Annotated in this window: 14 protein-coding genes; 2 read left to right on the forward strand and 12 right to left on the reverse strand. The window is 30.5% G+C overall.

Annotation, left to right across the window (positions count from 1 at the left end; all coding sequences use genetic code 11):
• Window positions 1-149: 149 nt before the first annotated feature.
• The 4 genes from KPL37_RS08415 to KPL37_RS08430 all read right to left on the reverse strand — a co-directional run bounded on the left by KPL37_RS08415 (window position 150) and on the right by KPL37_RS08430 (window position 3,373).
• Window positions 150-1,559, reverse strand: coding sequence for a deoxyribodipyrimidine photo-lyase (locus tag KPL37_RS08415; protein WP_216147906.1), 1,410 nt, complete (start codon window positions 1,557-1,559; stop codon window positions 150-152).
• Window positions 1,560-1,782: 223 nt separating this feature from the next.
• On the reverse strand, window positions 1,783-2,061 hold the full coding sequence (locus KPL37_RS08420; RefSeq protein ID WP_216147909.1) for a hypothetical protein: 279 nt from the start codon (window positions 2,059-2,061) through the stop codon (window positions 1,783-1,785).
• A 161-nt stretch (window positions 2,062-2,222) separates the two neighbouring features.
• The gene (locus tag KPL37_RS08425; protein ID WP_216147912.1) at window positions 2,223-2,762 is read right to left on the reverse strand and encodes a ferritin; all 540 of its coding nucleotides are present in this window, start codon (window positions 2,760-2,762) and stop codon (window positions 2,223-2,225) included.
• A gap of 104 nt (window positions 2,763-2,866) precedes the next feature.
• The gene (locus tag KPL37_RS08430; RefSeq protein ID WP_216147915.1) at window positions 2,867-3,373 is read right to left on the reverse strand and encodes an N-acetylmuramoyl-L-alanine amidase; all 507 of its coding nucleotides are present in this window, start codon (window positions 3,371-3,373) and stop codon (window positions 2,867-2,869) included.
• A gap of 208 nt (window positions 3,374-3,581) precedes the next feature.
• Here KPL37_RS08430 and KPL37_RS08435 point away from each other — a divergent pair, with 208 nt between their 5' ends.
• Window positions 3,582-4,067: a DUF4883 family protein gene (locus tag KPL37_RS08435; RefSeq protein WP_216147918.1), complete on the forward strand. Its 486-nt coding sequence runs from the start codon at window positions 3,582-3,584 to the stop codon at window positions 4,065-4,067.
• Window positions 4,068-4,140: 73 nt separating this feature from the next.
• On the opposite strand, the gene folK is transcribed toward KPL37_RS08435, so the two are convergent.
• The 6 genes from folK to KPL37_RS08465 form a co-directional block, all read right to left on the reverse strand.
• On the reverse strand, window positions 4,141-4,959 hold the full coding sequence (gene folK, locus KPL37_RS08440; protein WP_216147921.1) for a 2-amino-4-hydroxy-6-hydroxymethyldihydropteridine diphosphokinase: 819 nt from the start codon (window positions 4,957-4,959) through the stop codon (window positions 4,141-4,143).
• Between the two features lie 33 nt (window positions 4,960-4,992).
• A complete protein-coding gene (folP, locus tag KPL37_RS08445; protein ID WP_216147923.1) occupies window positions 4,993-5,799 on the reverse strand; it encodes a dihydropteroate synthase in 807 nt (268 codons plus the stop codon).
• 34 nt (window positions 5,800-5,833) lie between these two features.
• Window positions 5,834-6,340 (reverse strand): HD domain-containing protein, encoded by a 507-nt coding sequence (locus tag KPL37_RS08450; RefSeq protein WP_343216234.1) that lies wholly within the window; start codon window positions 6,338-6,340, stop codon window positions 5,834-5,836.
• 15 nt (window positions 6,341-6,355) lie between these two features.
• Window positions 6,356-7,129, reverse strand: coding sequence for an aminotransferase class IV (locus KPL37_RS08455; RefSeq protein WP_216147927.1), 774 nt, complete (start codon window positions 7,127-7,129; stop codon window positions 6,356-6,358).
• A gap of 68 nt (window positions 7,130-7,197) precedes the next feature.
• Window positions 7,198-8,547, reverse strand: coding sequence for an aminodeoxychorismate synthase component I (gene pabB / locus KPL37_RS08460; protein WP_216147930.1), 1,350 nt, complete (start codon window positions 8,545-8,547; stop codon window positions 7,198-7,200).
• A 9-nt stretch (window positions 8,548-8,556) separates the two neighbouring features.
• Window positions 8,557-9,150 carry an anthranilate synthase component II gene (locus KPL37_RS08465; protein ID WP_216147933.1) on the reverse strand — a complete coding sequence of 198 codons (594 nt, stop codon included), beginning with the start codon at window positions 9,148-9,150 and terminating at the stop codon, window positions 8,557-8,559.
• A 218-nt stretch (window positions 9,151-9,368) separates the two neighbouring features.
• Here KPL37_RS08465 and KPL37_RS08470 point away from each other — a divergent pair, with 218 nt between their 5' ends.
• Window positions 9,369-10,202, forward strand: a complete 834-nt coding sequence (locus KPL37_RS08470) for a PHP domain-containing protein (RefSeq protein ID WP_216147936.1) — start codon at window positions 9,369-9,371, stop codon at window positions 10,200-10,202.
• 32 nt (window positions 10,203-10,234) lie between these two features.
• On the opposite strand, the gene KPL37_RS08475 is transcribed toward KPL37_RS08470, so the two are convergent.
• Together KPL37_RS08475 and hprK are read right to left on the reverse strand one after the other, a co-directional pair.
• Window positions 10,235-11,641: an aminopeptidase gene (locus KPL37_RS08475; RefSeq protein ID WP_216147939.1), complete on the reverse strand. Its 1,407-nt coding sequence runs from the start codon at window positions 11,639-11,641 to the stop codon at window positions 10,235-10,237.
• Between the two features lie 113 nt (window positions 11,642-11,754).
• Window positions 11,755-12,675, reverse strand: coding sequence for an HPr(Ser) kinase/phosphatase (gene hprK, locus KPL37_RS08480; protein ID WP_216148055.1), 921 nt, complete (start codon window positions 12,673-12,675; stop codon window positions 11,755-11,757).
• Between the last annotated feature and the right edge of the window lies 1 nt (window position 12,676).

Here is a 12,676-nt window from a genome sequence, read left to right on the forward strand (position 1 = left end):
CAGATTCCACCTCACGGTGGACACCCTTGTCTTAAGCTAACGGTTAGCACTATCGGCCCCCGTATCGGACTTTCACCGACGAGTAAACGCCCATGCCGGGCACACTAAAAACCCCCACAAACTAATAGTTTTTGGGAGCATAAATGTATTTAAAATAAAGATAGTTGTTCAGTTTTCTCATTATCACTTATAATCGCAGAATTGTAAGACATTGATTCAATCTTATGCATATATCTTTCCATATCGAATTTTCTTTTTAATCCTTTGTCATTCATAAATCTAACTAATCCAAAGATAGCTCTCTCACCCCAAGGTCTATCATGCTTTCCAAAGCACCAAGCTATCCCCGCAAACCCATTTGCGTCCCTACCGTCTAAAAGGTATTTGTTATTTAAATAAATAGCAGTATTATAAGCTTCCTTTGGAGTTTTACTCCATTCTAATATTTTCTTTCCCCAATACATCCTCATATAGCCATGCATTTTACCAGTAATAAGCATTTCATTTTGCGCAGCATTCCAATAATCATCATGTGTTTGAGCTGTTTCTAGTTCTTGCAGTGAATAAATAAACTCTCGTTCGTCTACCAAATGTTTATCAAGAGTATTCAAGGCCCAAGATGGAAGTGATTCATAACAATCATATTTATCATTATAAAAGACAAAATTCATACTTAATTCTCTTCTAGTTATTAATTCTTCTAAAAAGGCTTTTTTATCTTCTATAGATACATCCATTAATTTAATATATATGTACAAGGGAGAAATCTGACCAAAATGCAAATATGGACTCAAATCAGAAAAATAAGTCTTTGAGGGTTCATTTTTAAGTTCACTATAATGTGATAATTTATTAGAAATAAATTCTTCTAATAATATTTTAGCATTACTAGTACCACCCTTATAATATAGTACTCTCTTAACTGTTTTATCAATTTTAAGTTGTGAAATAGCCTTATCAATATCTTCTATATCATATTCATCAAATGGAAGCTCCAAATTAGTAGAATCTTCATCACATTCTCTCTCATTAAGAGGCAATGCAAACTCCTCTAATCTTTTGCTTATCTTATTTCTAAGGGTATATGCAGAATATTCTTCTTTTATAGAAGCTACTTCTACGGGTACAATGACATTAGTTTCTACCTGTACCACAGAGCATTTCGCATTTTGGGCTAAAAGTGTTCTCCACTTTCTTTCTATCCTTAAATATCCTCTATCTACTACCATTAATGCTGCAAAAGATGATATTTCTAAAGCTCCATTTTCAGGAGATATTTTTCTAATAATCATTTTTATGTTTCTTCTAGCTAATTCTGTTTTTACTTCTTTTAATCCCTCTAGCATAAAATAATAGTGTCTTTCATTTGCCTCTGGATAATTATCAGTTAATCCAAAATATACAATTAATGGCTTCTTAAGCTCATTTGCCTGCATTATGGCATACTCTAGGGCATGATTATATTCTGTTCTTTGAGAACATTGCATCCAGTAAACCACATATGGGTTATCAATTGTTTTTTTATTGTTTAAAACTTTAATTCGATCTTGTAAAATCATTATTTCCAGCTCCATTATTATAGATTATTTTTTAACAATTAAAAAAACTACTAAAATATATTTCAGCAGTTCCTCTTTACTAATGCTTATTGTTATAATCTAATTATAGATTTTTTATATTATTTTGTAAAGCACAACAATAATTATTATAGCTCCTAGCTTTGTGAGTTGTAATTATATGAATAATGACTATACTTCTTGTCCTAAGGGTTTTATTTATAAATTAAAACAATTCATAGTTTATAATAGTATCTGTATAAAATCCTTCCTCTTTACTAAACGATTTAGCATATCTAAGCCCAATATTGATTATATCCAAAACACCACATCCTCTACATTCAAAATTCACTTCTTCCTCAATCATTCCTATTTCATAAAGTATTTTTCTGTTTTCATTATTATCATATGTAAATGCAAATGCTCTTTTGTTAAAACTATCATTACATTTTAAGACTTCTATGCTGTTTATTAATTTTAATTTTTCATTGTTTGTTAAGTCCATTGATACACCTTCTTTATATAGATAGTATGTACCATATTGTTATATTCTAAACTCATTTAAACAGAGAAATCTCTATAAATCTAAATTTAACCCTAGCCACTAATTAAAGTTAAGCAAGGGTTAAATTATAGTTTTTACTTGCCATATACTAATTTATTTTATCACTTTGAAAGTCTATGAATTAAATTTTCATTTACTATTCGTATCCACTGCTGATTTAATTGATCGCTCTTACCAAACCCCTGCATAAACTCAGATTGCAAACTTAATGCTGAATCTTCCTCTTCAATTTGTTCTTGTATTAATGATAAGCCACCAACAGACACTGGCATAGTATATAACCAACTTATTGTGCCCTGATCATTATCTACCCTCGCCTGTTCTACAATTTCATAAAGCATCTTAGTAGTTATTAACTCCGTAGCATAATATTTTTCAAGTATTTCTTTAATATCTTTGAATTGATAATCTGAATAAGGTAGAACATTTATCTCATAAGGAGCATCCTTATCATCTAGATAACTTATAATGTGTTTATAATGATCATACTCTCCCTCAGCTTGCACGCCAAAAAACGATGCCCATCCATCCAAATCTAAATTAGAAAAATACGCTTGTATATTTCTATAAATAGTGTGGTTATTAAATTCATGTGATATTTGCTCATTTAACAAATTTAATGTTGCTTTGGTTAAAAACATTTAATCGCCTTCTTTCAATTTAATATATTCAATATGATTATAATAAGAACAATTATTCTAATTATTGTTGTTATGTTAAGCTATGAAAACAAAAGTCTTTCTATCTAAAAGCTAGTTATTCCATTTACAATAGCATTTGCTATGTTTTCCGCATTATAATTTTCCATATCCTCTTTACAATCTACAAATCCAGCTTCTACTAGTATTGCAGGCATTTTTGTATTTTTTAGTAAATATAAAAAACTTCCATCCTTTACTCCTCTATTAACAAATCCTAGTTCTGCTATTTCATCTACAACTCTTTTAGCTGTTTTTTTCGCTAACTCTGATATTGCAAATACCTCTGTTCCGTGTCCACTTCCACCATTGAAATGAATAGATACATATAAATCTACATTCTCTTCATTTGCCTTGTTTACTCTTAGGTAAAGTGAATTACTCAGACTAGAGTCAGGACTAGGAGTACAGTAAACTACCTCATGCTTAAGTTCTTTAAGCTTTGCTATTACCTTAACTCCAACCTCTTTATTTAACTGATCTTCTTTTCTTATACCCACATATCCGATATCTGACGGTGGGCAATTGTGCCCAATATCAATACCATATTTCAAAATAATCCCTCCCGCCCTATTCTTAATAATCATAGTCAAATTTTATAATTATATTTTAGAATATGCTAGTAGAGCAATTTTGTGTACTAAAATATAATTATCCAACATATTTTATTTATAGGAACCATAAATAATGAGTTTTCATAATGCGTTTGATAAATGTAATTAAATAATGTACTTAAAGGTTATAATTAAAGGATGTGATTATTTGAGAATTAATATAAAGAAAGGTATTTTACTAATAATATGTGTTTCCTTTTCCTTAAGCCTCTTCGGATGTAAATACAATTTTAATAAAAATATTTTCACCAAAAACAAACCAAACAATTATTATTATACCAAGTTATTAATGAAGGATTTATCTATAGAATCACCAAAAGAACTTTATGCTTTATATATGAATTTTTATAAGAAAAAAGATTTTTCAAAAGAGGATTCAACTACCTTTGTCAATTTCTTTAATTCATTAACTAATGCTAGCTTTATAAATAAGCCGATAAACTTACCTGCTAAACCAATATATAAAATATTTTTAACCTTTAATAAAAACAAATACGTATTAAATATTTATAACGAAAAATATATTTCCATATATCCTTGGGATGGTGATTACAAGATGGATTACATTGACACAAGTAAAATGTTTAAAGCTTATAACCTTTATGGTCTATGCAAATACCTAATACCTAAATAAAATTTTTACTTTTTTAATAAAAATTGTATGTACTACTTAATAACTAACCGTTAAAAAAAAAGGAAATAAAAGCCTACTGCGCTTCTATTTCCTCTTTTATTTGAATCATAGTTTTGTTCAAAATTGGATGCAAAACATAGGGTGCTATATCACACATTGGTTCTAGAACAAACATTCTCTCATGCATTCTCGGATGAGGTAATACTATTTCTTCTATTGAACTAATTACATCATCAAACAATAATACATCTAAATCAACTGTTCTAGGACCCCATCTTATAACTCTTTCTCTTTTTAATTCCTTTTCAATAGATAACAGAAATCTTACAAGTTCTAGCGAAGTTAAGAGTGTTTTCACTTCAATAGCACAATTTAAGAAGTCCTCTTGATCTATATAGCCTACTGGGCTCGTATTATAAAATTTTGATGTTTTTGTTATTTTGGTATGATAAGAATTGTTTATAATATCTAAAGCACTTTTTACATTTTTCTCCTTATCTCCCATGTTTCCACCTGCCCCAATATATGCAGTATGCCATTTTCTATCTATTTCTACCGCTGCATAAAGAAGTGGACGTCCAATTGGAGCCCAAGGTTTCTTTATTTTAACCTTTACTCTTTGAACTAAATCATAATTTAATAGTATGAATTCCGCTACTTTCTCTGTAGCTTTCTCTATTAAATCATAGTTTTCCTTTTTAAATTCTTCTTCAACTTTGTGACAAAGCTCTCCATAATGAACAGTTTTTGTTATATCATCAGATATTCCTGCCTCTCTCAAACTTAAAAACAGCTCTATAGAAATTAAAAATCGTTGTCCGAGTACCTTTTCCTCCTGAAAAACCCCATGATGAGCGTAGACTTCTAAATCTTTTATGTACATTTTGTCCATAGTATTGTCTCCTTTATAATTACCGATACTTATTTAACCTCTAAGTATAGCATCTGTTAAAACACAAACCCTTTTGTTCTCTTTTATATCATGTACTCTTATAAATTCGCAGCCTTTCATTATCCCTATGGCAGTAGTTGCAAGTGTTCCCTCAATCCTTTCACTAGTCTCCAATCCTTGTGCAATTCCTAGCATAGATTTTCTTGATGTTCCAAGAAGAACTGGATATCCTAACCTATTTAACTTTTCTAGATTATTAATAGTTTTTAAATTATCATCGTAACTTTTTGCAAACCCAATACCTGGATCTATTATAATATTTTCTCTTCTTACTCCTGCATCTAAAGCAATAATTATACTTTCCATTAAATCCTTTAATATATCTTCCATTAAATTATCATAGATTCGATTATCTCTATTATGCATTAAACAGCAGGGTACATTATACTTAGCAGCAACTCCCGCAATAGATGGGTCCATCTTAAACCCCCATATATCATTAATCATGTCTGCTCCTGCCTTTATTGCAAGCTCCGCAACTTTTCCTTTGTATGTATCCACGGAAATAGGAATATTTAGCTCTTTCTTTAATTCCCTTATAATAGGAATTACTCTTTTAATTTCTTCATCGCAACTAACATTTTCATGACCTGGCCTTGTGGATTCTCCCCCAATATCAATAATATCTACTCCCTCTGCAACCATTAACTTGGCATGCTCTATAGCTGAGCGCATATCATTAAATTTCCCCCCATCTGAAAACGAATCAGGCGTAACATTTAAAATTCCCATTATGTAAGTCTTTTTACCTATTTTAAAGTCTTTATTTCCTATTCTCATAAACTTCCCCCTAAAAATTTGTTTTATAATTAATCTAATAATCCATCTTAATATTTCTCTTATCCAAAGGCCATTTACATCCATCGCTTGCCTCGCAATGAAAACAATCTCTTGAAAGTTTATCACATTTATATAATAGATTACTCAAACTTTCAAAATTTTCAGTGTCGTTTCTATGGTTTCCTATAGCTTCTAAAATCTCATCTATTTCCTTTTCACCATATCCACACTGGTGCAATATTTTTTCACCAATTAACCCACTCGCAATATTATGGGCAATACCATTTTCATATTGTTCTCCCCTACCTATATCATGCAAAAGTGCAGTTGTATAAATTATGTATTTTGGTATATTAAAATTATTCTCTAAAGTAATTATATACATAAGTCTTGCCACATCTAAAAAGTGTTGCATATCATGTTTGCAGTATTCTCTGTTTTCTTCTAAGTCTTTTATTCTCTTTAAGTTATACTGAAATATATTATTTTTTATAATAAGATTTACTTTGTCATCTATTAAACTGTTATTTATGATTCCCACCTCTTTAGAGTAGCCCTAGCCCCTATATTCTTGTACGTATTTATCATAATACCTTTTTATTTCAGACACAATTACGCTTTGATTAAGAACCTTGTCGTCAACTTTAACCACCTTCATTATACCCATAATACTATTAGTTATAAATACACCCTGCGCATCCAGCAATTGATCATATGTAAATTCACCCTCCTGTACAATAAATCCCATAGCCGATGAATTTTCGATGACAAACTCCCTCACAATACCTGGCAGTAAACCACATTTAATTTTGGGTGTATATAAAATTCCATTCTTAATAAAGAATATATTGCTTACGGCTCCCTCACTTAAAAATCCATCTGTATTTAAAAATAGTGCCTCATTATATCCTTTATCTATAATAATACCTCGCTGAATTATATTTTCCACATAATTCAATGATTTAACATATGTCAAATTAGAATATGCATTTCGTCTTACTTCACTTAGCCCTAAGGAATATCCATTTTCATAGTCACTCCTTGTGTATGGAATTGGCCTTGTAGTAATTATAGTATTTTTTTCGGATACCATAATTTTAAGCACACAATTTTCACAATTAAGCTTTAAGATAGCTTCATAAATTTCTTCCTGAGTAATTTTTTTATTTACTCCTAGTGTAATAAGCCCGCTGTTTAACCTTTTCATATGATTAGCAAGTAGTATTGGCTTTTCTTTGACAAGCATTGTCTCAAACACTCCTCTACCAAAGGAAAATCCACTATCTAAAAATAACTTATCCACATTTTCTTCACCATTTATCAATATCATAATACCATCCTTCCTTGGTGCCGCAAGCGTTTCGAGTGTCAAGTTCCAATATAGCTTTCTTTGCTGATTTATAGAACCCTCATTAGTGCTCTCGCCTTATCTAAAGTTTCTTCATATTCTGATTCTTCATTAGAATCCCAAGTTATACCTCCACCTACTCCAAAATATGCTTTGTTTTCTTTGACTAAAATTGTTCTAATAATTATATTCAAATCTACATTTCCGTCAAAACCCAAATATCCAAGAGCGCCGGTATATATATTCCTACGCACAGGTTCTAATTCCTCGATAATCTCCATGGAACGTATTTTAGGTGTCCCCGTTATGGAGCCTCCAGGAAAACAAGCTTTAATACATTCGATTGGGCTTACTTCCTCTTTTAATTTACCTACCACTGTAGATACCAAATGAAAGACTGTACTATACTCCTCTAATTTAAAAAGTTGTGTTACTTTAACGGAATTGGGTTTGCAAACTTTACTTAAATCATTTCTTTCTAAATCAACCACATTTAAAAGTTCAGCTTTATCCTTTTCACTATTTATTAATATATTTTTATTCTTGATGTCCGTTTCTAAATCTTTACCCCTTGGCATAGTTCCCTTTATAGGTCTAGTTTCTACAATCCTGTCCTTTATATTTAGAAATCTTTCTGGGGAAGAACATATTATATTAAAGTCCTCAAAATTCATAAAGGCAGCAAAAGGTGCCGGATTTATATGTCTTAAATCTTTATATATTTCATATGCACATGATTTTATGCTACAACTATACCTTTGTGATAAATTGGTAATATATATATCTCCACTTTTTATATAAGCTCTTACCTTTGATAAAGTATTAATGTACTTGCTTTTTTGAAAATCAGAATTAAATTTATTTGTTATGTCTCCTACTTTTTCATATATAACTTTATTACCCTTTTGTATGCGGGTTTTTATATCATAAATACTGTCTTTTTGCAATTTAAGTATTCCTAGTGCAGATATATATGTATCCTTTTTAAGATTATCTATAATAATTATGTTATCATAAAAATTATAACAGCAATAAGGTATATCTATATCCTCCTTTGCTATATTGGGTAGATCTTCAAGTTCCCTACCTAGGTCGTAAGAAAAATACCCCATACCACCTGCCACAAATGGTAATTCTGTATTATTTTCTATATAGTATTTTTTTAAGATTTTATTTAGCTCTTCAAATGTATCACCTTTATATGATTCACCGCAATTATTACATATACCATTTTTGCTCTTGAATTTTAAAAAACAATTAACACCTATAAAAGAATATCTGCCTAATGTTTCTTTATCCCTAGCACTATCTAATAATATAGTATCAATATTTTCTTTAAATAGAGAATATATATCAAAACCATCAAGTTTAGTTTGTACTTTTTCAATTTCCAGTTTCATTTTTTCTCCTTAACCTTTAACTAATTTGTTTTTGTTTCTAACTTCATCAATAAAATTTTTAAGAATTTTGTGTCCATATTGCGTAAGCTCAGCTTCTGGGTGAAATTGCAATCCTTCTACAAAATAATTTTTATGTCTTATACCCATTATAACCCCATCATCAGTTTCACTAGTAATTTCTAATACTTCGGGCAGTGTTTCTCTTTCCACTATTAATGAATGGTACCTTGTGACCTTCATTGGACTCATTATATCTTTAAAAATATATTTTCCACTATGTTTAATTAAAGATACCTTCCCATGCACTGGTTCACGCCCAGGAACAATTTTGCCACCAAACACCTTAGCAATAACCTGATGGCCTAAACATATGCCCAAAATAGGTATGTTTCCTTTAAATTTTTCTACTATTTCCATGCATTTTCCTGCATCTTCTGGAGATTTTGGACCAGGTGAAATAATTATTCCTTCTGGTTTAATTCTCTTTATATCCACAAGTGTTATCTTATCGTTTCTGTATACTAATACCTTCTCACCTAATTCTTCAAAATATCTAACTAGGTTATATACAAATGAATCATAATTATCAATCATTAAAAACATAAACAATCTCCTATTCTCTTATAATTACTTATTATAACAAATAAATAGCATAAAATCATTAGTATTAAAATATTGAAAGTGGCTTTAATATCTTATAATCATACAAATACGTATCTTATATAACTAATAATAATTATTATTTATGATAAACCCCTTTTAAAATACGTAAAGATTGGGTAAAATGGTACTATGTTAAAGAAAAAATTTGAGGTGATTATATGTACAACAGAGGTGATTTCCATCTTCATACAAATGCATCTGATGGAAAACTAAGTCCTAAGGAATTAATTCATGAAGCTTCTTTAAATGGATTAGATATTATTGCAATAACTGACCATGACACTACTTTAAATGTGGAAGAAGGAATTAAAGAAGGTTTAAATAATAATATAAGGGTAATACCTGGTATAGAATTATCTACAGTTCATAATAATGAAAGCATCCACATTTTAGGATATTTTAAAGACGATGAATATAAAAATTTAGAATTTCAAAATTTTTTAAAAGATATAGATGATTCTAGATTGTTTAGAGGCAGAAAAATAGTAGAAAATCTAGAAATATTTTTCAAAATAAAACTAGATTACCAAAAGGTCTTAGAAGCGGCAAAGGGAGTAATAGCTAGGCCGCATATAGCTAAAGCAATAATTGATGCTGGATATAAATACGATTGGAACTATATATTTGATAACTTTCTTTCAAACGATAGCCCTGCATATGTGCACATTAAAAGAATTCCAACAGCTGAGGGTATAAGCATATTAAAGAAAGTTCATGCACTAGTTGTACTAGCACATCCTGTTTTAATAAAAAAAACGCCTATAGATGAAATGTTAGAATTTGATTTTGATGGTATTGAAGCAGTCTATCCAATAAACACAAAAAAACAGAAATCGCTCCTAAAATCAAAAGCTAAAGAATACAACAAGTTTGTTACTGCAGGTTCAGATTTTCATGGAATTTCAACATCTGACACAGGACATGGCCATGTTGGCTGCGTTTCATTAAGTCATGAGGAACTAGCTATCTTTGTAAATGCACTAGAATCATAAAAGGAGATGTTTTCACATCTCCTTTTTTTTCTTTATGCTTCTGTTAAAAATGCCTCGTAAGCTCTACAAGCTTCATAGATATCTGCCTTACTTGCAATTTCCCATGGTGCATGCATATTATGAAGAGCAACTCCTGAATCTATAACCTGCATACCGTATTCAGCTAATATATAAGCTATAGTACCCCCACCGCCTTGGTCTACTTTTCCAAGTTCTGATGTCTGCCATGTTATATTATGTTTTTCCATTATACCTCTAAGTTCTGCAATAAACTCTGGATTTGCATCATTACATCCACTTTTTCCACGAGCTCCAGTATATTTGTTTAAAACTATACCTTTACCAAAATATGCAGAATTGCGTTTTTCCATAACTGATGGAAATGTTGGGTCATATGCAGCAGTTACGTCTGAAGACAACATTTTTGAATTTGCAAGTGCCCTTCTTACTTTTAACTCACTGTATTTTCCAAGTAAATTAACAACTTCAGCTACTGTATTTTCAAAGAATTTTGATTGCATTCCAGTTGCACCAATACTTCCAACTTCTTCTTTATCAACAAGTAAAACTATACATGTTTTGTCCGTTTGCTTCATGTTCATTAATGCTTCATATGAAGTATACGCACAAACTCTATCATCATGTCCATAAGCCATAACCATACTACTATCTAGGCCATAATTTCTAGCCCGCCCTGCAGGTACTACTTCTAATTCTGATGATACAAAATCTTCTTCATCTATACCATATTTATTATTTAAAAGTTTTAATATATTTAACTTTACTCTGTTTTTAGCATCTTTATCTTTTATTGGTATACTTCCCATAAATACATTTAAATCTTCGCCTTCAATAGCTTTATCTAAAGTTTTTTTCATTTGATCTGCGGATAAGTGAATTAGAAGATCTGAAATTCCAACTACTGGTTCTTTTTCATCTTCTCCTATTACTACATTTATTACTGTTCCATCTTTCTTAACTACAACACCATGTATAGCAAGGGGTAACGTAACCCATTGGTATTTCTTAACGCCACCATAGTAATGTGTTTTAACTAATGCTAAATCTGAATCCTCATATAGTGGATTTGGTTTTAAATCAAGTCTTGGCGAGTCAATGTGAGCACCTAAAATTTTAAAACCCTTTTCAATAGGCTCAGAACCGATTAAAAATAATGCTAAAGTTTTTCCCATGCTACTTGCATAAACTTTATCACCAGCTTTTAATTTAGTGCCCTCTTTTATATAAGTATCAATGTTTTTATAACCATTTTTTTTAGCAAGTGTAATAAACTCTGTTACACATTCTCTTTCAGTTTTGCATTTTGACATAAAATCTATATAATTATCAGATAATGCAAACACTTTTTCCAGATCATTTTTATTATATTTGTCCCAAGCTACTTCATATGTTTTTTCTAAACTTTTAGCATCTGTCATTTTTACAACCTCCATACAAAAATTATTTTTCGTATTTACTATATTACTAAATTTTACTTAAAATTGCAAATATTAAAATTTGTGTTATTTATTAGCTGCTATACTTTTTTCAATTATTCGTCACGTGCTTTAGTTACTTCCTCTATTCTCATATTTATACTTTCTACAGGAGTTATCTTAGAATTTAAGCTATATATATAATTAGCTGCAGCGGCTTCAATAATAACTGCTATATTTCTCCCTGGTCTAACTGGCAACGTTATTTTCCTTAAATGCACACTTAGTATGTCCATAAATTGATTATCTATACCAAGCCTATCATATTCTTCACTCTCGTTCCACTGAGTAAGGGAGATAAGTAAACTTATAGTCTTAGTGTTTAAAACTGAACTCATTCCATAAATTGCTGGGATATCTATTATTCCCATTCCTCTTACCTCAAGCATTCCTGAAGTTATGTAAGGGCATTTTCCAAGCAATACCCCGTCAATTTCTTTAATATCTACTGCGTCATCTGCAATCAGCCTATGTCCCCTCTTTATTAGTTCTAAAGCGCATTCACTCTTACCAATTCCACTTTCCCCAGTTACTAATATTCCTATACCATAAACATCGAGTAGTACACCATGAAGCCTTGTTTCTGGAGCTAACTCAGCATCTAAGTAATTAGTAAGCTTACTACTAAATCTTGTAGAAATTGATTTTGTTCGTAAAAGCCATTGGCCATTTTCCTCTGCAGCCTTAATAATTTCCTTATGTGGCTCCAAATTCCTAGTCACTATAACACAAGGGGTCTCTAGTTTAAAATATTTATTTAATCGCTTTCGTCTAAGGTCTTCCTCCATACAATCTAAAAAACTCCACTCCGCCATGCCTATTAGTTGTACCCTTTTATTACCAAAATATTCGTAAAAGCCAGCAATTTGAAGTCCTGGTCTATTAATATCACTAACATTAATTAATTTTCCCTTGCCGCCTTCTACTAAAATCTCTAAACTAAAATGTTCTATTAACTCCTCTATAGTAACTGCCAAC

The sequence above is a fragment of the Clostridium frigoris genome, from assembly GCF_018861865.1.
GTDB classification, from domain to species: domain Bacteria; phylum Bacillota; class Clostridia; order Clostridiales; family Clostridiaceae; genus Clostridium_AD; species Clostridium_AD frigoris.

Coding starts and splice junctions, on each gene's coding strand:
- KPL37_RS08415 (WP_216147906.1), bottom strand. CDS start 1,559: ATGATTTTACAAGATCGAATTAAAGTTTTAAACAATAAAAAAACAATT.
- KPL37_RS08420 (WP_216147909.1), bottom strand. CDS start 2,061: ATGGACTTAACAAACAATGAAAAATTAAAATTAATAAACAGCATAGAA.
- KPL37_RS08425 (WP_216147912.1), bottom strand. CDS start 2,762: ATGTTTTTAACCAAAGCAACATTAAATTTGTTAAATGAGCAAATATCA.
- folK (WP_216147921.1), bottom strand. CDS start 4,959: ATGGACAAAATGTACATAAAAGATTTAGAAGTCTACGCTCATCATGGG.
- folP (WP_216147923.1), bottom strand. CDS start 5,799: ATGAGAATAGGAAATAAAGACTTTAAAATAGGTAAAAAGACTTACATA.
- KPL37_RS08455 (WP_216147927.1), bottom strand. CDS start 7,129: ATGATATTGATAAATGGTGAAGAAAATGTGGATAAGTTATTTTTAGAT.
- pabB (WP_216147930.1), bottom strand. CDS start 8,547: ATGAAACTGGAAATTGAAAAAGTACAAACTAAACTTGATGGTTTTGAT.
- KPL37_RS08465 (WP_216147933.1), bottom strand. CDS start 9,150: ATGTTTTTAATGATTGATAATTATGATTCATTTGTATATAACCTAGTT.
- KPL37_RS08470 (WP_216147936.1), top strand. CDS start 9,369: ATGTACAACAGAGGTGATTTCCATCTTCATACAAATGCATCTGATGGA.
- KPL37_RS08475 (WP_216147939.1), bottom strand. CDS start 11,641: ATGACAGATGCTAAAAGTTTAGAAAAAACATATGAAGTAGCTTGGGAC.